This window comes from Lawsonibacter celer, assembly GCF_014281125.1.
Lineage (GTDB): Bacteria > Bacillota > Clostridia > Oscillospirales > Oscillospiraceae > Lawsonibacter_B > Lawsonibacter_B celer.
Window position 1 is genome coordinate 802,006 of sequence record NZ_JACOEA010000001.1, and the last position, 20,510, is coordinate 822,515.

General features: G+C 55.0%; 19 protein-coding genes and 1 tRNA gene. 14 read left to right on the top strand and 6 right to left on the bottom strand.

The annotated features are described in order from the left end of the window. Window positions 1-6: 6 nt before the first annotated feature. Complete coding sequence (locus H9Q75_RS03880; protein WP_186564811.1) at window positions 7-327, top strand: DUF6809 family protein; 321 nt, start codon at window positions 7-9, stop codon at window positions 325-327. Here the strand turns inward: H9Q75_RS03880 and H9Q75_RS03885 are convergent. Both H9Q75_RS03885 and H9Q75_RS03890 read right to left on the bottom strand, forming a co-directional pair. Next, the gene (locus H9Q75_RS03885) at window positions 324-1,199 is read right to left on the bottom strand and encodes a hypothetical protein (RefSeq protein WP_186564812.1); all 876 of its coding nucleotides are present in this window, start codon (window positions 1,197-1,199) and stop codon (window positions 324-326) included. The genes H9Q75_RS03880 and H9Q75_RS03885 overlap by 4 nt on opposite strands. Continuing rightward, entirely contained in the window at window positions 1,189-4,263 is a 3,075-nt protein-coding gene (locus H9Q75_RS03890) for an RNA dependent RNA polymerase (RefSeq protein WP_341480895.1), read from the bottom strand. The genes H9Q75_RS03885 and H9Q75_RS03890 overlap by 11 nt, the downstream gene beginning before the upstream one ends. 122 nt (window positions 4,264-4,385) lie before the next feature. Here H9Q75_RS03890 and H9Q75_RS03895 point away from each other — a divergent pair, with 122 nt between their 5' ends. The 6 genes from H9Q75_RS03895 to H9Q75_RS03920 all read left to right on the top strand — a co-directional run bounded on the left by H9Q75_RS03895 (window position 4,386) and on the right by H9Q75_RS03920 (window position 9,284). Then, window positions 4,386-4,748, top strand: coding sequence for a helix-turn-helix domain-containing protein (locus H9Q75_RS03895; protein ID WP_186564813.1), 363 nt, complete (start codon window positions 4,386-4,388; stop codon window positions 4,746-4,748). Further along, window positions 4,745-5,110, top strand: coding sequence for a hypothetical protein (locus H9Q75_RS03900; RefSeq protein WP_186564814.1), 366 nt, complete (start codon window positions 4,745-4,747; stop codon window positions 5,108-5,110). The genes H9Q75_RS03895 and H9Q75_RS03900 overlap by 4 nt, the downstream gene beginning before the upstream one ends. 188 nt (window positions 5,111-5,298) lie before the next feature. Next, window positions 5,299-5,742, top strand: a complete 444-nt coding sequence (locus H9Q75_RS03905) for a hypothetical protein (protein WP_186564815.1) — start codon at window positions 5,299-5,301, stop codon at window positions 5,740-5,742. Continuing rightward, window positions 5,736-7,676, top strand: coding sequence for a MobP3 family relaxase (gene mobP3 / locus H9Q75_RS03910; protein WP_186564816.1), 1,941 nt, complete (start codon window positions 5,736-5,738; stop codon window positions 7,674-7,676). The genes H9Q75_RS03905 and mobP3 overlap by 7 nt, the downstream gene beginning before the upstream one ends. A 102-nt stretch (window positions 7,677-7,778) precedes the next feature. After that, window positions 7,779-7,994: a helix-turn-helix domain-containing protein gene (locus H9Q75_RS03915; protein WP_186564817.1), complete on the top strand. Its 216-nt coding sequence runs from the start codon at window positions 7,779-7,781 to the stop codon at window positions 7,992-7,994. Between the two features lie 60 nt (window positions 7,995-8,054). Further along, the gene (locus H9Q75_RS03920) at window positions 8,055-9,284 is read left to right on the top strand and encodes a tyrosine-type recombinase/integrase (RefSeq protein ID WP_186564818.1); all 1,230 of its coding nucleotides are present in this window, start codon (window positions 8,055-8,057) and stop codon (window positions 9,282-9,284) included. A 40-nt stretch (window positions 9,285-9,324) separates the two neighbouring features. Here the strand turns inward: H9Q75_RS03920 and H9Q75_RS03925 are convergent, their stop codons facing one another. Next, entirely contained in the window at window positions 9,325-11,025 is a 1,701-nt protein-coding gene (locus H9Q75_RS03925) for a retron Ec67 family RNA-directed DNA polymerase/endonuclease (protein WP_186564819.1), read from the bottom strand. A gap of 504 nt (window positions 11,026-11,529) precedes the next feature. Continuing rightward, window positions 11,530-11,605: transfer RNA gene (locus H9Q75_RS03930), tRNA-Pro, on the bottom strand. Window positions 11,606-11,890: 285 nt separating this feature from the next. On the opposite strand from H9Q75_RS03930, the gene trmB reads away from it, so the two are divergent. Next, window positions 11,891-12,580, top strand: coding sequence for a tRNA (guanosine(46)-N7)-methyltransferase TrmB (gene trmB, locus H9Q75_RS03935; RefSeq protein ID WP_186564820.1), 690 nt, complete (start codon window positions 11,891-11,893; stop codon window positions 12,578-12,580). Between the two features lie 156 nt (window positions 12,581-12,736). Continuing rightward, window positions 12,737-14,122: an MATE family efflux transporter gene (locus H9Q75_RS03940; RefSeq protein ID WP_186564821.1), complete on the top strand. Its 1,386-nt coding sequence runs from the start codon at window positions 12,737-12,739 to the stop codon at window positions 14,120-14,122. A gap of 48 nt (window positions 14,123-14,170) precedes the next feature. Here the strand turns inward: H9Q75_RS03940 and H9Q75_RS03945 are convergent, their stop codons facing one another. Both H9Q75_RS03945 and H9Q75_RS03950 read right to left on the bottom strand, forming a co-directional pair. Beyond that, window positions 14,171-15,490 carry an Ig-like domain-containing protein gene (locus tag H9Q75_RS03945; protein ID WP_186564822.1) on the bottom strand — a complete coding sequence of 440 codons (1,320 nt, stop codon included), beginning with the start codon at window positions 15,488-15,490 and terminating at the stop codon, window positions 14,171-14,173. Window positions 15,491-15,661: 171 nt separating this feature from the next. Then, window positions 15,662-16,852, bottom strand: a complete 1,191-nt coding sequence (locus H9Q75_RS03950) for an FtsW/RodA/SpoVE family cell cycle protein (RefSeq protein WP_341480896.1) — start codon at window positions 16,850-16,852, stop codon at window positions 15,662-15,664. 109 nt (window positions 16,853-16,961) lie between these two features. Between H9Q75_RS03950 and tsaE the strand changes: the two genes are divergently transcribed. The 5 genes from tsaE (at window position 16,962) to H9Q75_RS03975 (ending at window position 20,492) form a co-directional block, all read left to right on the top strand. Next, window positions 16,962-17,390: a tRNA (adenosine(37)-N6)-threonylcarbamoyltransferase complex ATPase subunit type 1 TsaE gene (gene tsaE / locus H9Q75_RS03955; RefSeq protein WP_186564823.1), complete on the top strand. Its 429-nt coding sequence runs from the start codon at window positions 16,962-16,964 to the stop codon at window positions 17,388-17,390. Then, on the top strand, window positions 17,387-18,100 hold the full coding sequence (gene tsaB, locus H9Q75_RS03960) for a tRNA (adenosine(37)-N6)-threonylcarbamoyltransferase complex dimerization subunit type 1 TsaB (protein ID WP_186564824.1): 714 nt from the start codon (window positions 17,387-17,389) through the stop codon (window positions 18,098-18,100). Before tsaE ends, tsaB begins: the two co-directional genes overlap by 4 nt. Before the next feature lie 24 nt (window positions 18,101-18,124). Then, window positions 18,125-18,754, top strand: coding sequence for a uracil phosphoribosyltransferase (gene upp, locus H9Q75_RS03965; RefSeq protein WP_186565027.1), 630 nt, complete (start codon window positions 18,125-18,127; stop codon window positions 18,752-18,754). Window positions 18,755-18,891: 137 nt separating this feature from the next. Beyond that, a complete protein-coding gene (locus H9Q75_RS03970) occupies window positions 18,892-19,443 on the top strand; it encodes an RNA polymerase sigma factor (RefSeq protein ID WP_186564825.1) in 552 nt (183 codons plus the stop codon). Beyond that, the gene (locus H9Q75_RS03975) at window positions 19,440-20,492 is read left to right on the top strand and encodes a hypothetical protein (protein WP_186564826.1); all 1,053 of its coding nucleotides are present in this window, start codon (window positions 19,440-19,442) and stop codon (window positions 20,490-20,492) included. The genes H9Q75_RS03970 and H9Q75_RS03975 overlap by 4 nt, the downstream gene beginning before the upstream one ends. Window positions 20,493-20,510 lie beyond the last annotated feature (18 nt).

Here is a 20,510-nt window from a genome sequence, read left to right on the forward strand (position 1 = left end):
AAAACTATGAACGAACTACTCAAGGCACTGTACGACGGCTTCTATGAACCACTGCCGGCGACGAAGTTGAAGGCAGAAATCGAAGCCTGCCACCAGGAACTGATCGAGAGGCTGGAAAAGCCGGAGCGCAGGCTGGTGCTGCAGATTATCGATTGCAAAGACCAAATCGCAGAGGATAGATCTATCGACAGCTTTATCAGCGGCTTCTGCCTGGCATGGCGGCTGAGCCACGAACTGAATATCTACAAAGAAAACAGGCATCCTGAACCGGCGGATTTCATCGGTGAGGATGCCTGTTCTTTCATTAAGACAGAGAAAAACAATTAGGGCAAATACTCCGGCATAACGCGGTAGCGGCTGATGTCGTACTTATGGCTGCGGACAAGAATCTCTTCCGGAATCCTCGAGAGATAGGTGTGGCTGAAATTGCTGTCCCCAAAGTAATAGTCAAAGTTCGTGACCGGCAGTACGACCCAGTCGCTGTCCTCCGGTTTATTTGCAACATAATAAGCGATCAACTTGTAGACCATGTAAAAGTCTTTTGCGGGAATGGACTCAGGGAGATCTTTGTTTACTTTCTCCTTTAGAGCCTGCGACAACTCGATATCTGCATTACATAGCGGGCCAAGTTCCAGCGCACGGGCAAGTGTGTCCTCGAAACGCAGAGGCCAGGAGGCATCTGTATTCTTAGACAAAATGGGATATTGAGCAGCCACGATTTTATTGCGCCAGCGGTCTGGAAACTCTACCATCAAAGCGGGTGCTTTTTTGGCATAGGTCTTTCTGACAAGGTTCTCGTTATTTGCGGCGAAGTCCATGACGGCGCAGTAATGCCGATAAAACCATCCGCGGCCTTCCGCATCCACCAGATCAGGGAACACCGCGTGCAACTCGCGGAAATCGGTACGATGACTCCATGACTGCCGGTCCATTTCTTCGTCATCCGGAATGCTGCACCAGGCGCACATAGCATGATAGGCCAGCTCCAGTCGGCTTCGGGGGTCCCCCAGGAGCAGACTGCCATCGAGATCATGAAACAGATAGCGACGTGCGATTATGGCGAGGATGCGGTTAAAACCATGCAGATCCTCAAAAGCCTCAAAGCTGAATCGACCTCGCCATGTGGAGTCAGGTTTGCCGGTGGAGGTGTAGTTCACAGTGCCGGTGTAGTCCAGGTATTCTTTCCACTCATTTACCATGGCGCACCTCCAGCAAGTTCTTTTCCACAGCGTCAGGAACGAGATCCCACAGCTTGTCCCGATAGCCAAGGGCGACCAGATATTTCACAGCTTCTCGGGCTGGCACAATACGCACCAGATACTCCCGGCATTTTTCAGACACAGCCTGCAGATAGTTTCGTCCCTCCGGACGCTCCGCATAGGCAAAGAGCATCTGAATGTACTCCTCTGACTCGTTTCCGTGGGTCAGTTTTTTCATCTGTTCGCTGGTGTTTTCATCAGCAATGTCGGAGAGGATATCACCCAGCAGACGGAATCCGTCATGACGGAAGTCGCTCAGAAGATCATGGAAGTCTGCAAACTCCGGCAGCTCGCTTACAAGGAAGCGCTCCCGGCTGTCCTCGTCCATTAAGTGCCATTTCTCTGCGGTGACCGTGCCAAATAGTTCTGTAACGCGCTGGGGAGGCAGAGAACGGAACTGCGCATACAGCTCATCGGTATCATATGCATCCTCCTGACCTCGGGCAAACAGGATGCGCTCTACATCACCCTTGCGTTTTGGAGCCTTATTCGTACTGCGCAGGTAACGGATGCGTTTCAGACAGGTGTTGTAATCCTCCATCAAAGAGGCAATTTTTTCTCTAATGGCAGGATCAAGGGTGTCCTTCCAGTCCGGCTTTACTGCAAAACTGAACAGTTCGGAGTCCTTGGCTTGTTTCGTCTTGGCACTGGGTGTGTTCTTTTTCATCTGCCAGGCCAGATACGGCAGGCGCTCCACGTTGGAGTCCACCTTGCTCCAGTCGGTATTTTTCAGAAAGTCCTTGATTTTGTCGGTATGTTTTTTCTCATACCAGGACCGACGGCTTGATTTGGCATCCTCCGCCAGCGACCGATACTGAAGGAATAGGTTGCGCTTCACAGTACGGCGATTGAGATACTCATCCAGATCGGGTTTGATACCGCTCTTTGCTGAATCGATTTCCAGACCAGTGACGATGGCCAGATGCTCAACCTCCTGGCGGCATCGGTCACGCTCCTCGGCGGTGGAGTTCTCGTTGTAGGCAATGATACTGCGGTCGAGAGCTGCGTTGCAGATCTGTCCGACGCGGGAGGAGAAGGTGCTGCTGACAGCATCAAAACGGGCCTCCCAATCATCGGCATCACAAATCAGCGGCTCTGCCGCAGGAATCATCAAAAGCGGTAGGTTGTCCTGATTGGTGTAGGACTCGTATTTTTTGAAGTCGCCGTAGCTGTCATAATTGCGGCGCACGCAGTCGTTCAGAATGGGATCGGTGATGGTACGGATCATGTCACCATCATAGTCCGCGCCGCCCAAACGCTCTGCCGCCAGCATGTTTGAGTCAACCATGACCACATCGCTCAGATGACCAAAGTAGTGGCTGCGCATGTTGTTTTTATCGTCGTAGAAAGAGAGGAGAAGTTCTTCGTTGCGGGCGATGTGAGGGTTACGCAAAAGCGTGCAGCTCCCATCGTGTTGATAATCAGCCTTCGGTGCATAGAAGGCTCGCTCAGGAAAATGGTTGGTCATGGCGGCGTTGAAATAGAGATCATTTCTCTTGCTGCGTTTCGCCTTCGGGTCAATCAGCAGAACAAGGAAGTCCAGCAGGTCTCCGGAGAGATAGCGAATGTCACCGTCCACGATCAGACGGCCTTCTCCGTACTGCTCATAAATCTGCTCAGCCTTGTCATCAAGGATTTTTGTAAAAGCAGGCTCATTGATCAGAAGCACGTTTTTCTTCAGCGCCGATGCCATGTGTTCCACCGTGGTCTTTTCTCCCATGCGGAAGAAAACCTGCTTCAAATGCTTGAGGAAATAGTTGATGCGGAACTCGGAATTAGCACGGAAATTATAGTAAGCCAGCTCTGTCTGTTTGGTGAGCCAGTGTCGCGGGTCATCGGCAGGACTGTGCGTCCAGCCGGCGGGAAGATCAGAAGGACGGAATTCCTCTGCCTGAATGGAAATGGTAGTCAGAAACTGATAGTTCAGTTCTGTGGTGGATTCCGGTTCTTCGCGGCTCACCTGCGTGATATACAGCGCATGGTCGTACTTCCGGAAAGCGATCCAATAGTCCTCCCAGAACATACCGTTCTCTTTCAGCCAACCGTAGCCTTTGAACATGCTCTTGGTCAGAATGACCTCCACATCATCAACAGCGTGAACGTTGCCCCAGATATCGGTGATGGTTTTCGTGCCGCAGTTTTTCAGAAAGTCCTTGAAGTCCACCTGATGCAGCATGCCCTTCACAAAAGGCAGTCTAATCTGAAAAGAGGTGTGGACATGCTCTCCACAGAGCCGTTCGTCAATGGCCTCAGCATATTGCGTGGAGATCAAGCCCTCACCGTCAAAGCAGGTGATGTTGATATCCGCGCGTTTTTCCACTCGCTCATATTTGCGGGTGCTGTTTTGGGTGCCGTCATCCTCGACGGTAATGACATTAACGTTAGGTACGGTGCGCACCGGATTGTCGATGACGATCACACGGCTCGGCACATCAATGCCGACATCCTCCACACGAACACCGGTGGACATCATCAGTCCGTTGTAGGCGTAGAGCTTACTGAGCTGACACTGACCGATGTGCATCCCCAGCATAATGCGGCGGCGCACACGCTCATACAGATCTGCGCGAATGAAGGATAGCCGTCCGTTGCGGCTCATATTGCCGGAGCGCTCAAAAGCAACATACCGGTACGGCGTGCTGCCGATGGTCAGAGTGATACCTTCCGGACGGAACATATCTCTGGCTTTCGCTTTCCGTAAAATCTGTCTGCCGCTGTTGCCGCGCACATCAAAGATACCGGAGAAATCCATATAGAAAATTGCATCGTCCAGTTTCGTGGATGCATATTTTGAAGCGGAACTGTTTTCGCCTCTGCCATCGATCTCACAGAGGATCTGGTGAAACAGAGCGTTGCTGCTCTGCTCATGAGTGGCTCCGGGATTTTTGCATTTCATCGTAGAGAAGTGATCCAACTCGAAAATATATTTTCCGTCTCTCTGTACTGCGTAGCTGATGACAGCTTTCGCAGAAAGCTCATAGATCACGTATTTCTGTTGTCTCACAATATCACCTCCACACGCTCATCATATCACAAAACCTAAAATTTGCAATATAGACACTGCTCCCGAAATTTCCTCGGGAGTCATTTTTATTTCACAAACAAAATGAAAGTGAGGAAACACAAATGCAAATTTTAGGCGAAAGATTTTTCAAATTGAGCAACGCAATGTTCATCTACGGACTCACACCGGTACAGTTCGTGGTCTACAGTTATCTGGTGAGTTGTGCCGGAAGTCGAGGTAGATGCTGGCCCAGCATGCAGACCATCGCTGCAAACTGTAGCTGCTCTCCCACCACGGCTCGTGCTGCGGTACAGGAGTTAAAGCGTCGCGGCTTTATCAACTATGTTCCTACCTACGAAAGACGGTACGGACAAAACCGCCAGACCAACAACACCTATTTCATTCTGAATCTGCCTCCGCTGCCCAAGCCGAAGGAAGAAGCGCCTGTGTATGTGGATGCAAACGGAGAGGAGGTGACAGCATGATGCGTGAACTGATTGAGTACGCAATCAGCATGGACGGAATGATCACCGCAGAGCGAACGCTCTACGTCATGGACATGGTCGAAGCTGAAAGTGAGTACGAACTCGGTGCACCTCTCGACCGGGAAGCTATCAAGTACCTGTATATCGCAAACAACCCTGGTGAGCTGACTGAGATGGAAGCGTGCTGTGCAAAGCTCCTCATTGAGAAGTACAAGCGCAAATTCAACACCGATCTGCTCCGGCTTGTGATGAAACACGGAGTGGAAGAGGCAGGCCGTATGTACGGTTCTTCTGGCGATTTTGCAAGGGAGATTTTGGCCTATTTTGAGGCAAATTGCGGCACGAAAGGAAAAGCGGGATAAAGCACCGACGTCTTAACCGCCGTCGATGCAATCACATCTGCCCGCAGTGCGGGCAGTTTCAAGGGTTTTCCGACAACCGAAACCTGGTGTCTGTTTCGGCAATGAATGAGCATTCTGACGTCTCATTCACGGAAAAGCCCGCAAAATCAAGCGTTTGAGCGGTGCCACACCGCAGAAATGGAGGAAAAATGAATAATACAACCAAAGAAAGCAAAATTCGTCCTACCCTGCGTGTTGATCCGAGAACGGCTCAAAGAGTCGAGCAGTGGTACAAAGCTGCCAACTGCCGCAGCCAGAATGAGTTCATGGAGCGGGCCATCAATTTCTATGCTGACTACATTGAGATGAACGACAACAACGATCTGCTGCCGCAGGCATTGCAGTCCTATCTGGATGGTCGGCTCAGTCAGTTGGAGAGCAGACTCAGCGCAATCAGCTTTGACTGTCTGGTTGGGCTGGATGAACTCACCGGTATCATCGCAGACAACTTCGAGTTCACGGAGGATGAGCTGCGCTGCCGCAGACGGGACAGCATCAACACCGTGAAGAAAACCAACGGCTTCATCTCTCTGGAAAAGCGTGCGCGCATGAGCATGCCGTCCTACAGTGACGAGGAGGACGATCAGTGGTAAAGCTGATTCTGAAAAGTCCCTACATCAAAAACACGGGCAACGCCGGTGGCTATCTCAAGTACATCGGCACCCGTGAAAATGTAGAGTTGGTTCCCGATGCGCGTCCGCCTACGAAACGACAGACGCAGCTCATCAACAAACTGCTGCAGGACTTTCCCGACTGCGAAAACTCCTATGAGTACAGTGACTACCACGCCGCGCCTACAAAGGTGAATGCATCCGCGCTCATCACCATGGCGCTGGAATCCAATTGGGATGCCATACAAAGCTCCGAGGTCTACATGAAGTACATCGCTACCCGTCCTCGTGCAGAGCGCTTCGGCTCTCACGGTCTCTTCGGTGATGAAGACAACGTGGATATGGCAAAGGCTATGTCGGAGCTGGAAAGCTACCGCGGAAATGTGTGGACGTACATCATCTCTCTGCGTCGTGAGGATGCTGAGCGCCTCGGCTACAACAACGCCGCAGCGTGGAAGAATCTCATCCGCACACACAGAAACGAGATCGCAGCGGCGATGAAAATTCCCGTCAGCGATTTTCGCTGGTACGCTGCCTTCCATGACGAAGGACATCATCCGCACATTCACATGATGGCCTGGTCCGCAAAAGCGGGTCAGGCCTATCTGTCCAGGGACGGTATCGAGATGATCAAGTCCAAGCTCACCAACGACATCTTCCGTGAGGAGATGCTGCACCTCTATGAGCAAAAGACGGTGGCGCGTGATGAGTTGGTGCAGGAAGCGCGCACGGCGATGCTGGAGCTGGTGCAAAAGATGCGGGAAGGTCTCTGCAGTAATCCGCGAGCAGAGCAACTCGTATGGGAACTGTCCATGAAGCTGGAAACGGTGCAGGGAAAGAAGTCCTACGGTTACCTGCCCAAATCTGTGAAGAAGCTGGTGGACAATGTGATCGACGAGATGGAACGCCTGCCCATCGTGCGGGAGTGCTATGAGCGGTGGCTGGAACTGCAGGGCAAGGTGCAGAGCTACTACACCGAGGAGGAAATCAAACGGTTCAAGCTATCCCAACAAAAGGAGTTCCGTCAGATCAAGAACGCCGTCATCAACGAGGCGCTGAAGTTGGGGGCGCTCACATTCGAGGACGGTGATATCCGGAAATATGACGAACCCGATCCCGAGGAAGATGTGACCTTGGCGTATTGGGATCTCAAGGAGATCATCCGTGACCGACATACGGAACTCTCGGAGAAGGATGCTGCCGTCTCAGAGATGCAGAAGCTGGCTGAGAGTGGTGATGTCCATGCCCAGTATTTTATGGGCAAGCTCTACCGTGACGGTGATCCTGTCCTGCCGAACAGCCAAGCGGCTGAGTACTGGTTTCGTGCTGCGGCAAAGCAGGGACTCGACATCGCCCAGTATGCGCTGGGCAAGCTGTACCTCTCAGATGATATCGAGGTGCGTGATCCGGCACAGGGCATCCACTGGCTGGTCACGGCCGCAGACAACGGCAACGGCTATGCCGCATACCGTCTGGGCAAGGAATGTTTGAAAGGGACTATCGTAAAGGAAAACATTCCTCTCGCTCTGGACTATCTCATGAAGGCTGCAGAGGCGGATGTGTCCCACGCACAGTATCTGCTGGGCAAGCTCTGTCTCGAGGGAAAAGGTATCGAGCACGACAGAGAAAACGCCGCCTACTGGTTCACGCAGGCGGCTGAACAGGGACACGACTATGCTCAAGTCCTGCTGGACAGGATGGAGGAGATGAAACCGCCGTCGGTACTGCTGTCCTCCACAAGACTGTTCCATCACATGAGCCGCATCTTCCAGGACAACTCTCTGCCGAAGAAATCACCGGCGGGAATGCAGACTGATAAGAAGCTCCGCCGCAAGCTGCAGAGCAAGCGCATCGCCATGGGTCATAAAGAGGATGACCATCTCGACAACGGCCCGACCATGACTATGGGCTGGTAACTGCCGGAGCACCCCGCATCAGCAGATGGTGAGGAAATGTATCACCAATACGAATGACAACAAATTAAAACCCTTCCCGCGGGAAGGAGAAAGGACAAAACTATGAAGAAAACAGTCTATACAAACTACGATGAACTGCCCGTTATGCTGTCTGTGCCAGACGTGGCTCAAATTATGGGCATTGCTCTCGACGGCGCCTATACACTGGTGCGCAGTAAAGATTTTCCTGCCTTCAAGGTGGGAAGCAGAATCATCATTCCCAAGGACAAATTCCTGGCGTGGCTGGACAAAATGTGCGCTGAAAAGGCGGGCTTTTAGTCATAGCTATTTCACAGGAAGTGTGGTATATGTTCGTGTTACAAAAGGAGGTATCGAACAATGGCAAAACGACGAGCAAACGGCGAAGGCAGTATTCGCCACCGTGAATCTGACGGCCGGTGGGAAGGCCGATACACGGCAGGCTATGATCCGGACACAGGCAAACGCATCGTGAAAAGTGTGTTCGGCAAAACCCAGGCCGAGGCGAGAAAACGACTGCAGGAGGCCATCCATGAAAACCGAGGACCGGTCATCAACTTCAAGGGCGATTACACGATGGGAGAATGGATGTGGCTGTGGTATGAAACCTACTCCAAACCCCATCTCCGGCCTGCGACAGCAAGCAACTATGAAAGCTACATCCGCAATCATATCGAACCCGGCATTGGTAAAGTGAAGCTGAAACAGCTCACGTCCATCCAGATCCAGCAGTTCTATAACCGCTCCAAGGAGCGGGGACGCATTCCGAAGACGGCAACGGAAACCGACCTGAGTCTGGCTAACAGAACGGTGAGAGGCATCCACATGCTCCTGCGGCAGGCACTTCAGCAGGCGGTGGCAGAGCGGATCATCAATCATAACCCCTGCGATAATGTCCGCATCCCCAAGAAGGACAAAAAGGAGATGACCATCATTCCGCCCGACCAGATCGGAGACTATCTCCGCTGCGCCCAGGACTTTGGTGTCCTGCCGATGTTCTATCTGGAGCTGACAAGCGGCTTGCGCAGAGGAGAACTTCTGGCTCTGCTGTGGACAGACTTGGATGTGGAGCAGCGTACCATCAGCGTGAGCAAATCAGTGGGGCGTGTGAAGGGTGAGATTATCGTTGCTCCGCCCAAGACGCAGAACTCCATCCGCACCGTGGTCATCCCGCAGCAGGCGGTTGACCTTCTGGTGGAGGACAGGAAGAATCATCCCGACAGCAAGTACCTGTTCCCGTCACCGCACACGGGAGAAATGTGGAGTCCCGATGCGGTGGGACGCCTGCACAAGAAAATCTTGAGAGCGGCCGGCATCGACGAAAGGGTACGTTTCCATGACTTGCGACATACGTTCGCGACCCTGGCTCTGCAGACCGGTGCTGATGTGAAAACGGTGTCCAGTATGCTGGGTCACTATAGCGCCGGTTTCACGCTGGATACGTACACCCATGTCACAAACCATATGCAGCTCCAGGCCGCAGACAAGATGGGCAGCTTCATGGACACGGCACTGCCTGAAACAGCACCTACGCCGCCTGAACCGCCTGAGAGCGGGTGTAAGGTCATCCCGTTTGAGATGGTAGGATAAGAATACGCCGGCAGAGGGAAAACTCTGCCGGCGCATTTTCTTACTCAGCGGATTCTGTTTGTGCAATTATCGAATCAATGACATCAAGTAGTGGAATAAACCCCGAGAAGTCAATCTTCTGATAGTTTTCATAAACATACTGGGAGAAGATTTCTTTTTCAAAGTATTTACTGTTGTCGAATTTATCTTTGCGACAGAAAGTTTTTCCTTCTAAACTGAGCTTTAGCAATTCGTCAGCAAACAAATCTTCAATTTCGCACTCTTCTTTATCCCCAACAAGAGGGGGCGTGACCACAAACAACTTGCTGTCTGGAATCAGCCTCATATGCAGATTCTCTTTGAGTGCGGCTTTCTGATCTGCGGTGGGATGCACATCCTCGCCCAAAAACTTTTTTAGTGGTCTGTCGCTGTTGGGCTCGTTGTCATACAGAAGTATGACAGGTTTATGCTGTTCGCCGCCACTCAACTGGCGGAAATAGCCAAGATAGGCGGGGATTTTTTTGCCGTTGCCAACATGATAACGATATAGGATTTTCATAGCATCGGCGCCATCCAGACTGATTCCGAAGAGATACTTCCACCTTTTTGTTCGCCTGAAGAACGAGAACTTATAGATGAAATTGCCTTCAGCATCTTTCTGTATAAGCCGAGGATATTTGGCGTAAAGGCTCTTCAAAGCAGCCTTTATATACCGAATATCAGTTTTGCCTTCTGTTACAATGACGGGTGCGTTGTGGGCAAAAAGGTATTTATAAAAAATAAATGCCTGATACTGTCTTTCACGACCATTGAGATGAAAAGCGTCGTGCTTAATTTCCTGTGGATCAAGAACATTGTTATAACGATCCAGCTGATCAATAAAAGAAAAACGCCCTTCGAGTTGCTTAATCGTTCCTGGCTCACCATCAATAAGGTATTCACCCGTAGAGTAGAGTTGGTGAGCCATCGCCCTTGTTTTACGCACATAGGCGTGATTAACATTTAGCTTTTTGTTTACAATCAGACCCGTGACCTCTTGGCGTGAGTCCTTAAACTGAAGTCTGGTTTTTTTCTCATTGATAGAGAAACTCGCCCTTTTTATTGCAGCATTGGCTTCTGCCAAGAAGTTCTCCTGATTTTCAACAAAATGCCTATCGTTGGTAGAGAAAGTCAAATCGTCAGCATATCTGGTGTAATCCAACTTATATTTCTTGGCTATCTTTAAAAGATAGGTGTCAAGAGGCTGGCAGATCAGATTTGTGATGATTGGAGAGCTGGGAGCACCCTGTGGTAAACGGCCTTGATAGCAGGTCAATTGTGCGAGAACAACAGCGACATCATGTGGTAGTTTAAAGTTGTTATTCTTTTCAAAATAGCCTTGAACGCGTCCAAAGTGGAAACGATCAAAAAAGTTTTCCAAGTCCAAGTTTAGGACGAAACGCTTGTTGCGATGAATTTTTGCATTGGTAATAATGCTTTTCCCTTTCTCAAATGCATGAGAAATGTTGGGTTTGATGCCCTTCTCTTCCCAGATGCTTTTCTGGTAGAGCCACAACATGTTTGAGAGTTTTTCCTGCAGAGTCTTCAGATCACCGGAAGGAGCGCAGATGGTTCGAGTTTCACCATTGCGCTTCGGAATCTCAAAAGTGGTGTAATAACTATCCGGCTTTTTTACATAAAGAATGTGAGTTAGCTTGTTGCGAGGAACGCTCAAATAGTCCGCTAACTCATTTCTCGATTGAATATCACAGAATTTTTTCATAGGCACCTCTCCAGAGGGAGAGCGTGTGGCAACTCATTGTGCGAAAGGACAAGTCGACATGAGCTAACACGAGTAACATCATGGCAGGGAAGGGCAATACGCTAAAGCGCCACCCAGTTTAGTCAACACTTGCGAAACACAAGTACAAAATCTTGCCACACGCTCTTTGCAGACATAGAGCCTGCAGACAAATTATATCTGATTTCGACGCCTATTTCAATCCGAACCTGTAGCCTCGTGATACGCACACAAGTGGTCAAACTTATTTTCTGCTCAAAGAGGTGTTTTTTGCCCCGAAATTTCCATCTGGTTGCCTTCAGTTTTGCCTGTGTGGGTCAGGTTGTGGGTCAAATGAGAAAACAGCGGCAAAATTAGATTGCCGCCGTGCTGCTATTTTCGCTCTTTGCCCCACGTTTTTCAGAAATTTATGTGGTCAACGCAAAAGTGAAACTTGAACTTTTAATGCAGAAAAACCGCCGAAAACGGCGGTTTTCCCAAGAAATTTGGTCCGAGTGACAGGATTCGAACCTGCGGCATCCTGCTCCCAAAGCAGGCGCGCTACCAACTGCGCTACACCCGGTTATGAAATTTTCCAACTGTGGTCAAATATGGGGTCAGCGCCGGTTTTTGACCAGTTTCCGGCGAGGGGCAAAACTCCGTCAGCCTTAGCGTCCCAGAGCTTTCCGGGATTTTAGGAAAGTGCGGCTCGAACTCCGGCCTCACGCTCCCAAAAAAGGCACATTGCCAACTATACCAATCCAAGAGGTAAAATTTCGGTCTGGTTTTTTATTATAATATATCTGTGTTGGGATTGCAAGTGTTTGATTCTTTATGATATGATACTTTTTACGAGGTGAACCATATCATGAGAATGAGAAAGAAGCCCAATCTAATCCCGCGGATGGACCGGTGCGCTCAGTTTCTGGTATCTAATCCGGAGGCACAGCGCGGAAGCTGGCGGATGTTAATGCCTCATGCGGAGGAGCTGCGGCTGGAGATTGGCTGCGGCAAAGGCCGTTTTACGGCGGAGACTGCGGCACAGAACCCCCAGGCGCTCTTTATCGCCATAGAACGGGTACCCGACGCCATGATTATCGCCATGGAACGTGCCCGTGACATGGGGCTGAACAACGTGTTTTTCATTGATGCAGACGCGGCGCGCCTGCCCGACTATTTTGCTCCTGGTGAGGTGGATTTCATTTATCTCAACTTCAGCGATCCCTGGCCCTCCAATCGTCACGCCAAGCGGAGACTGACGCACCCGGACTTTTTACTGCGCTATCGGCAGGTATTGCGGCCGGCGGGCGAAATTCACTTTAAAACGGACAACCGCAACCTGTTTGAGTGGTCCCTGTTCCAATTCCCCAAAGCCGGGTTTACCCTCTCCCAGGTTACGCGGGATCTCCACGCTGGCGGCGTCTGCGGCGTAATGACCGATTATGAGGAGAAGTTCCACGCCATGGGGATCCCCATCAACCGCTGTGTGGGCACCATGACCGCCCTTCCCCGGCCGGCAGAGCCAGAGGATGGTGAGAAATCCCCTGCGCTGTTATAAAAGCGACGGAAACCCGCGCCTCCTTCGGCTGGCAAAATTGTGCAATCCGCAGCTTGACGTCAGGGCTGGAGATCCGATAGAATAAAGGCACCGAGTAGCAGAAATGCGTAAATCCAGGAATGGATTTACGCATTTTTTATGTTTCAGGAGGCAGTTATGGACGAAAAAGCGAACAATCCCATGGCAGTCCTGCCGGTCAACCGGCTGATGCTGAAGATGGGCATACCGATGATCTTATCCATGGTAATGCAGGCGCTGTACAATATTGTGGACAGCTATTTTGTCAGCGGCATTGCCGACACCGCCCAGGTCACAGGTCTGGGTGAAAAAGCCCTAACCGCCCTGACGCTGGCCTTTCCGGTTCAGATGCTGATAGTTGCCGTGGGCATTGGAACCGGCGTGGGCACCAATGCTCTGCTGGCCCGCAGCCTTGGGCAGGGCGACCGGGAGAAGGCAGGCAGAATTGCCGGAAACACCTTCTTTTTAGGTGGCATTCTCTATGCGGCTTTTCCTCTCTTCGGGCTTTTCGGCGTACGCGGGTATATTGCCACGCAGACAGAGGACCCCGTGGTGCTGCAGATGGGGCTGGAATATCTGCAGATCTGCTGCGTTGCCTCTATGGGCATGGTGTCCTTTGCGGTGTTTGAGAAATTGCTGCAGGCTACCGGGCGCTCCCAGCTGTCCACCATTGCCCAGATTTCCGGGGCACTGGTAAATATCATTTTTGATCCCATCCTCATCTACGGCTGGCTGGGCGTGCCAGAAATGGGCATCCGGGGCGCCGCCTGGGCCACTGTGCTGGGGCAGATTGTCTCCGCCCTTCTGGCCTTTTTCTTCCATCTCCGATATAACCTTGAGGTGACGATACGGCCGGCCGACCTCAAGCCAGACGGCCGCCTCATCTCCGGAATCTATCAAATCGGCGTGCCGGCGATCATCGCCCAGGCCCTGATGTCCGTGATGACCTACGGGCTGAATCTGATTCTGATGGGCATGTCCCCCAATGCGGTAACGGCCTACGGACTCTATTACAAAATCCAGCAGTTCATTCTCTTTGCCGCCTTTGGGCTGCGGGACGCCATCACCCCTATCGTCTCCTTCGCCTACGGCATGGGAAGCCGGGACCGGATCCGCGCGGGCATCCGATACGGGATGCGATATACCCTGGTCATTATGCTGGCCGGATTGATCGGTCTGGAGCTGCTGGCCTCTCCCCTCTCTTCCGCGTTTGCCCTGTCCGGGTACACCATGCAGCTGTGCACTCTGGCCACCCGACTGGCCTCTCTGAGCTTTCTCTTCGCCGGAATCAACATCGCCGCCCAGGGCGTTCTCCAGGCCCTTGGCTGCGGGCTGCGCTCACTGGTGCTCTCCCTGTGCCGGCAGCTGATCTTTGTCCTACCCGTAGCCTGGTTATTCGCCCGCACCGCAGCGGCGGACACCCTGGTCTGGCTCACCTTTCTCATTGCCGAAGGCGCCACTGCCCTTCTTACGGCTGTCATGCTGCGGCAGGTTTACCAAACGAAAATCGATCTGCTCCACTGACAAAAACAGGCCGGAAGCAAATTGCTTCCGGCCTGTTTTTCACTTCTCTTACCAGCGGAACCATCCGCTGTCCTCGCGGGTCTCCAGCAGATCCAGGGCTCCGCAGAGCAGCTCGGCCGCATCGGCGCGAGTAAGGGTATTTTCCAGACCCAGTGCACCGGTGCTGTCCGCGGGCAGGACGCCGCAGCTGTTCAGATTCGCCGCCGACTGCAGGGCCCAGGCGGGGGCGGCGGCGCTGTCCGCAAACTGCGCGGTCGTCACCGCGTCCGTTACCTGAAGGGCGCGATCCATCAGAACGGCCGCTTCCGCACGGGTAATTGCGTCCGTACTGCGGAAAACCACCTGGCCGTCGGAGGTCACAGCTCCCTGAACCAGTCCGGCCTTCAGAGCGGAAGAGGCGTAGGGCTTGGCCCAGGTGGGAATCTCCAGGTCATCGGCAAAGCCGGTGCGCTCTACCCCCTCCAGGGTGCTCATCCCCACCGCCTGCATAGCCATGGCCACAAATTCACCACGGCTGACCGGTTCCTCCGGGCGGAAGAAATAGGAGCCGCCCATGCACTCCCCCACCAGGATTCCCTCCTCCGCCATGCGGATGGCCGCCTTTTGGGCCGGGTCGCCGGTCATATCCACATAAGAAATAGTAGTTTTGGCCTTTTCAATTTTGATCTTTACGGTGGCGGGATCCGAGGCATTGCCCGCCGTATCCACCGCCACATAGGTGAAGGAATCCTTGCCGGTCTTGTTCTCATAGGGGGTGTAAACAAAGGTATTTCCGCCGTCCTCCGGCATAGTAATGGAGCCGCGGGCAGGCTTCTCCACCAGCTGGAAGGTGAGCAGGTCGCCCTCCGGGTCCACTGCGGCAAATTGCCCGGTAATCGCCACATTTTTATACGTGCTCATATTCAGATTTTCCGCCACAGGTGTGGAGTTCTCGCCAGCCAGGAGATAGAGCCCCACGGTCACCGGCTCCCCGGTCGCTCCGTCTGAAAATACAGGGGTAAATACAAAGTCCGTGGTGGAGCTGGTGGGAACGGCGGCAGGCGCAAAGCGCAGTCCGTCCACGGCAGCCATGCTTACCACATCGCCCTCCCCCAGCAATTGTCCGCCCAGAGTGAGCACGCCGGCCCCGGCGTCCGGCAGCCGGTCCACAATCACAGACTCCAGGGCGGCGTCCCCCTCCACCCGGAAATCCGCCCGTGTAAAGGCGATCTCCTGGGTGATGGGACCGTTTTTGGAAAAGGCGGATACGGCCGGGGCAGCGTTTTGTCCGCCGGACAGCAGCGCGGACGCGGGCATCCCCGCAGTACAGAGCACAGCGGCCAAAACCGCCACGGGGAGGGCACGGCGCAGGAAGGAACAGTGTTTCAAGAGAATGACCTCCTAACCTAAATCAAAGAATGGTTCGCCCTTATTCTTTACCAAGGCAGGAGGAATATGCAGGGAAAGGCAGTTCTTTTCCAGGACTTTTTCAGTCCTTCTGCGCTGCAGCGTCGGGCCGGGTCTGTTCAGACCCGGCCCGTCTTTCTCTGTGCTGCCGCGCTATAGCTTGCTCCGGTCCCGCAGCCAGCTGGGGAGCGAGCGCATTTTGATACCGGAGACAATCCCCATGGCGGCAAACATGGTGACAATGGACGACCCGCCATAGCTGAAAAAGGGCAGGGTCAGGCCCACCAGTGGGAAGACATACAGGCACATGCCCACATTGATGCCCACTTGTACCAGCAGCATGCCTGCGTAGCCCAGGGCAATCAGCGCGGACTGGGCGGAACAGGCCCGGTGGGCCACCCAAACGCAGCGCAGGATGATGCACGCCAGGATCAACAGCAGCAGCAGGCAGCCCACCAGTCCCAACTCCTCCCCACACACAGCGAAAATCTCATCCGTATGACGGGCATTGAGGGCCGATTCCGATTTACTCTGTGTCTGAATTCCCTTGAGGTAGCCCAGCCCGGTGAGGCCGCCGCTGCCGATGGCCATGATGCTGCGGCTCTGCTGCCAGCCAATCACCTGGGTCTGTTCATAGATCGTCTCTTGATTGCCCAGGATGTGGTCGATGACCACACTGATTCTCCGGGCGAAATACTGATCGCTGATGCGGGGCCAGATCAAGAACACCCCCACCGCGCACACCACGGCGGCCAAGAGAAACCATCGCTTCTTCACCCCTCCCGCCCAGGCCATGATGACAAAGATGAGCAGATAGGTCAGGCCCATGCCAAAGTCACCAGACGCCACGGAGATCAGCCCGAACATGAATAGCGTGTGACCTGCAATCTGGATGACGGATGTTGGTCTGCTCAACCCCTTTTCCTGGAGCCGGTTCATCTGCCAGGCCAGCAGCAGTACAAAGGAAAGCTTCGCGATCTCCGCGGGCTGGAGATTGACCGGAAATCCCGGAAAATGCACCCAGCTGCGGTTTCCACCCCGCTCCACACCCAATGGAGTCCGCACTAACAGGTTGAACCCGATGTTGAACAGCAGCAGCAGTTTCCACGATTTTTCGGTAAACAGCTCAATATCCACCGAGGAGAGAAGAATATAGATGAGCACACCCAGGCAGATGGCGGCCGCCTGGATGAGCACATAGCGGTTGGTCTCCAGGTAGCGGGTGGCGCTATATATGAGCACCAGGCCGTACCCGCTGGCAATGAGGCATAGGGAGAGCAGCAGCAGATCCCCTTTATGGAAAAATTCGCGAATGGAATCAGAAAGCCAGGACAGCGTCCCCACCCCCCTTTCGTCTTTTACATGGAAAATCCAATTTAGTTTACCATCTTTTTTGCCTTTGGTAAACGGTTGTGCTATAATCTTATGGTAATTTTCACATTTGAGGTGTCTCATGGAATATGTGACCAATTCCCCCCGGGAGACAGAGGACACGGGCGCGGCGCTGGCGGAGCGGCTGGAACCGGGCACCGTGGTGGCCTTCACCGGGGACCTGGGGGCAGGCAAAACCGCTTTTGTCCGGGGTCTGGCCCGGGGCTTGGGCATCCGGGAGCGGGTAACCAGCCCCACGTTCACCATTGTCAATGAATACGAGGGGGGGCGCCTGCCCCTGTTCCACTTCGACATGTACCGACTGGGCTCGGCCGACGAGCTGTTCGATATCGGCTGGGAGGACTATCTCGCCCGGGGGGGTGTGTGCGCTGTGGAGTGGAGCGAAAATATCGAAAGCGCGCTGGACGCCGGCTGTATCCGGGTGGACATCCGCCGGGGTGAGGCAGACAATCAGCGGCGCATTTCCATTGCCGGGGAGGGGTTTGAATGAAGATTCTGGCTCTGGAATCCTCCGCCGCCGCCTGCTCGGCGGCCCTGTGCGAGGACGAGCGGCTGGTGGCCCAATCCTTTCAGAACAACGGGCTCACCCACTCCCGCACCCTGATGCCCATGGTGGAGGCCCTGCTGGCCAACTGCGGCGAAGCGCTGACCAATGTGGACCTGATCGCCGTGGCCGCTGGGCCAGGCTCCTTTACCGGTCTGCGCATCGGGGTGTCCACCGCCAAGGGCCTGGCCTGGCCGGGAGACAAGCCCTGTGCCGCCTGCTCCACCCTGGAGTCCATGGCCTGGGGCCTGGCCCACACCGGCGGGGCGCTGTGCGCCGTTATGGACGCCCGGCGCAGCCAAGTGTATAACGCCCTCTTCCGCGGGACAGGCGCGGGGCTGGAGCGGCTGTGCCCCGACCGGGCGGTGGGCCTGGAGGAGTTGGGGGAGGAGTTAAAAAAGAGCGGAAAGCCGCAAATTTTGGTTGGAGACGGCGCGCATTTGTGCTATACTACCTTCAGAGCACAGGGACTGGACGTCTGTCTCGCGCCGCCCCACCTGCTGTTTCAGAGTGCGTGGGGCGTTGCCCGGTGCGCGCTGGAGCTGGCCCGGAGGGGCGAGCTGACCAGCGCGGCGAAACTGGCCCCGGTCTACCACCGTCTCTCCCAGGCGGAACGAGAGCGTCTTGCCAAGCTGAACGCCAACACCAAAGAATAAACAAAGGGGAATGAAGCCATGAATATGGAAAAGGTACACATTTTGGACCACCCGCTGCTCCAGCACAAGCTGTCCATCCTCCGGGACGAGCGCACCGGCGTCAAGGAATTCCGCGAGGTGGTCTCTGAAATCGCCACCCTGATGTGCTATGAGGCCACCCGGGACCTGCCCCTGCAGGAGGTGGAGATCAAGACCCCAATCACCACCGCCAAATTTAAGACCATTGCCGGCAAGAAGCTGGCCATTGTCCCCGTGCTGCGGGCTGGTCTGGGCATGGTGGACGGCATTCTCACCCTGATCCCCTCTGCCAAGGTGGGGCATATCGGCCTCTACCGCGACCCGGACACCCTGGAGCCGGTGGAATACTACTGCAAGATGCCCACCGACATCGCCGAGCGGGATGTGATTATCCTGGATCCCATGCTGGCCACCGGCGGCTCCGCCTCCGCGGCCATCCAGTTCATCAAGAACTATGAGGTCAAGCATGTCAAGCTGATGAACATCATCGCCGCCCCCGAGGGCATCCAGCGGGTGCAGCACGACCACCCCGACGTGGATATCTACTGTGCCGCCCTGGATGAGAAGCTTAATGACCACGGCTACATCGTCCCCGGCCTGGGCGATGCGGGCGACCGGATCTTCGGCACAAAGTAACATATACAACGGCTTTCAGCCCGTCTTCCCTCCGGAAGGCGGGCTTTTTTATGAAAATTTCTGTCCTGCTGTGCTCTCAGGCCGGAAAACACCGTCTATACAGGTGAGCGCTCAAATCAGAGACGGAGGTGAAGCGGATGGAAGACAGCGAGATCATCCGCCTGCTGTTCCAGCGGGACCAGCAGGCGCTGACCGGGCTGGCCAGGTCCTACGGGTCCCTCTGCGGCGGGCTGGCCCTGCGCATCCTGGGCGACCGGCGGGACGCGGAGGAGTGCGTCAACGACGTGTGGCTGCGGGTATGGAACGCCATTCCCCCGGCCCGGCCGGAGCGTTTGCCCGCCTACCTCTGCCGGATCACCCGCAATCTGGCCCTGGACCGTCTGGCCGGCTGCCGGCGGCAGAAGCGGGGCGGAGAGTCGGCTTTCTTGCTCTGCGAGCTGAGCGAGTGTCTCCCCGCCCGCTGGGACACGGAGGAGCTGGCCGACGACAGCGTGGCCCGGGCCATCGAGGCCTTTTTGGCCAGGCTGGACCGCCGGAGCCGCACCCTTTTCCTGCGGCGGTATTTCTACGCCGAGCCGGTGTCCACCCTGGCGGAGGCTTTCAGCATGAAGGCCTCCACCGTGTCCACCACCCTCAATCGCCTGCGTACCAGACTCAGGCACTACTTGGAACAGGAGGGCATCCTATGACAAAGGAAGAAAAACTGCTTCGACTGCTGGACCAGCTGCCGGAGAAAATGCTGGCAGAGGCCCTGGAGCCCCCTGCCGCACCGTCCAGGAGACATTGGCGGAGGTTGGCCGCCCTGGCCGCCTGTCTGGGGCTGGCCGTCGGGCTGGGCCTCGGCGCGGGGCAACTGCCGGAAGGGAGCGGAGTTTCCCCCGCCCAAACCGCGATAGGCTCCGCCCCGGTAGAGACGGGCTCCGTCGGGCTCCTGCCCGCCGTGGTCATCACCCCCGCGCCCCCGCTGGGCTCGGACACTTATCAGGAGCAGGCGCTGCGCTTTGCCATGCTCCCCCTGGGGGGCCGCGTGGCCGAGTACCACCAGGTGCCCCGCCCGGACCGGATCCTTTCCCTGGGCGACCCCTATGAGGGTCTGGAGGGATGGTACCGTCCGGCCGGTACGGAGAACCTGCAATATCTGATCCGGGAGGAGGCGGAGGGCTACACTCTATGGGAATTCGCCTCCTTCCTGGTATGGGAAGCGGAGGAGGCGGCCGCCGTCAGAGCGGACATTTCTTCCGGCACGTCCCTCTGGGGAACCCTGGGTTGGTTTGACCCGGATACCCTGGACTTCTCTCCCTACCCTTACTCCCTGGTGCTGGAGCAGGTATACGGGGTCACCTCTGCCGCCGATATTTGTTCCATCACCATTTCCCCCGCCGACATGGACAACACCGACGCGGGTAAGGCGCTCCAGGCGGAAATCGGCACCCGCGTTCTGACCGACCCGGAGGGCATGGCCCTGCTGTATGAGACGCTTTGCTCCATGACCTGCCTGGGCGGGGACCGCTGGGCGCAGATCGACCGGGGCGAGGGCGACAATCCGGACGGCGGCGGCCTTCTGGAGGCGGTGCGGCTGGGGCGTTATCTCACCCTGGAGCTGGCCAATGGCGAATCCATCACCTCCCTGAAATACACTGCCGCCGGCGGGCAGTTCTATGAATACGGCGGTGTGGCCTACACCCCTCTGGAGCGCAAAACGGCGGCGCAGATCAGCCGGCTGCTGGGTATTTTCTGAGCCTCCGGGTAAAATGAG

Bases quoted from the DNA above. Each gene is read 5' to 3' on its own strand.
- H9Q75_RS03880 (WP_186564811.1), top strand. From the start codon at position 7: ATGAACGAACTACTCAAGGCACTGTACGACGGCTTCTATGAACCACTG.
- H9Q75_RS03885 (WP_186564812.1), bottom strand. From the start codon at position 1,199: ATGGTAAATGAGTGGAAAGAATACCTGGACTACACCGGCACTGTGAAC.
- H9Q75_RS03895 (WP_186564813.1), top strand. From the start codon at position 4,386: ATGCAAATTTTAGGCGAAAGATTTTTCAAATTGAGCAACGCAATGTTC.
- H9Q75_RS03900 (WP_186564814.1), top strand. From the start codon at position 4,745: ATGATGCGTGAACTGATTGAGTACGCAATCAGCATGGACGGAATGATC.
- H9Q75_RS03905 (WP_186564815.1), top strand. From the start codon at position 5,299: ATGAATAATACAACCAAAGAAAGCAAAATTCGTCCTACCCTGCGTGTT.
- H9Q75_RS03915 (WP_186564817.1), top strand. From the start codon at position 7,779: ATGAAGAAAACAGTCTATACAAACTACGATGAACTGCCCGTTATGCTG.
- H9Q75_RS03920 (WP_186564818.1), top strand. From the start codon at position 8,055: ATGGCAAAACGACGAGCAAACGGCGAAGGCAGTATTCGCCACCGTGAA.
- H9Q75_RS03925 (WP_186564819.1), bottom strand. From the start codon at position 11,025: ATGAAAAAATTCTGTGATATTCAATCGAGAAATGAGTTAGCGGACTAT.
- trmB (WP_186564820.1), top strand. From the start codon at position 11,891: ATGAGAATGAGAAAGAAGCCCAATCTAATCCCGCGGATGGACCGGTGC.
- H9Q75_RS03940 (WP_186564821.1), top strand. From the start codon at position 12,737: ATGGACGAAAAAGCGAACAATCCCATGGCAGTCCTGCCGGTCAACCGG.
- tsaE (WP_186564823.1), top strand. From the start codon at position 16,962: ATGGAATATGTGACCAATTCCCCCCGGGAGACAGAGGACACGGGCGCG.
- tsaB (WP_186564824.1), top strand. From the start codon at position 17,387: ATGAAGATTCTGGCTCTGGAATCCTCCGCCGCCGCCTGCTCGGCGGCC.
- upp (WP_186565027.1), top strand. From the start codon at position 18,125: ATGGAAAAGGTACACATTTTGGACCACCCGCTGCTCCAGCACAAGCTG.
- H9Q75_RS03970 (WP_186564825.1), top strand. From the start codon at position 18,892: ATGGAAGACAGCGAGATCATCCGCCTGCTGTTCCAGCGGGACCAGCAG.
- H9Q75_RS03975 (WP_186564826.1), top strand. From the start codon at position 19,440: ATGACAAAGGAAGAAAAACTGCTTCGACTGCTGGACCAGCTGCCGGAG.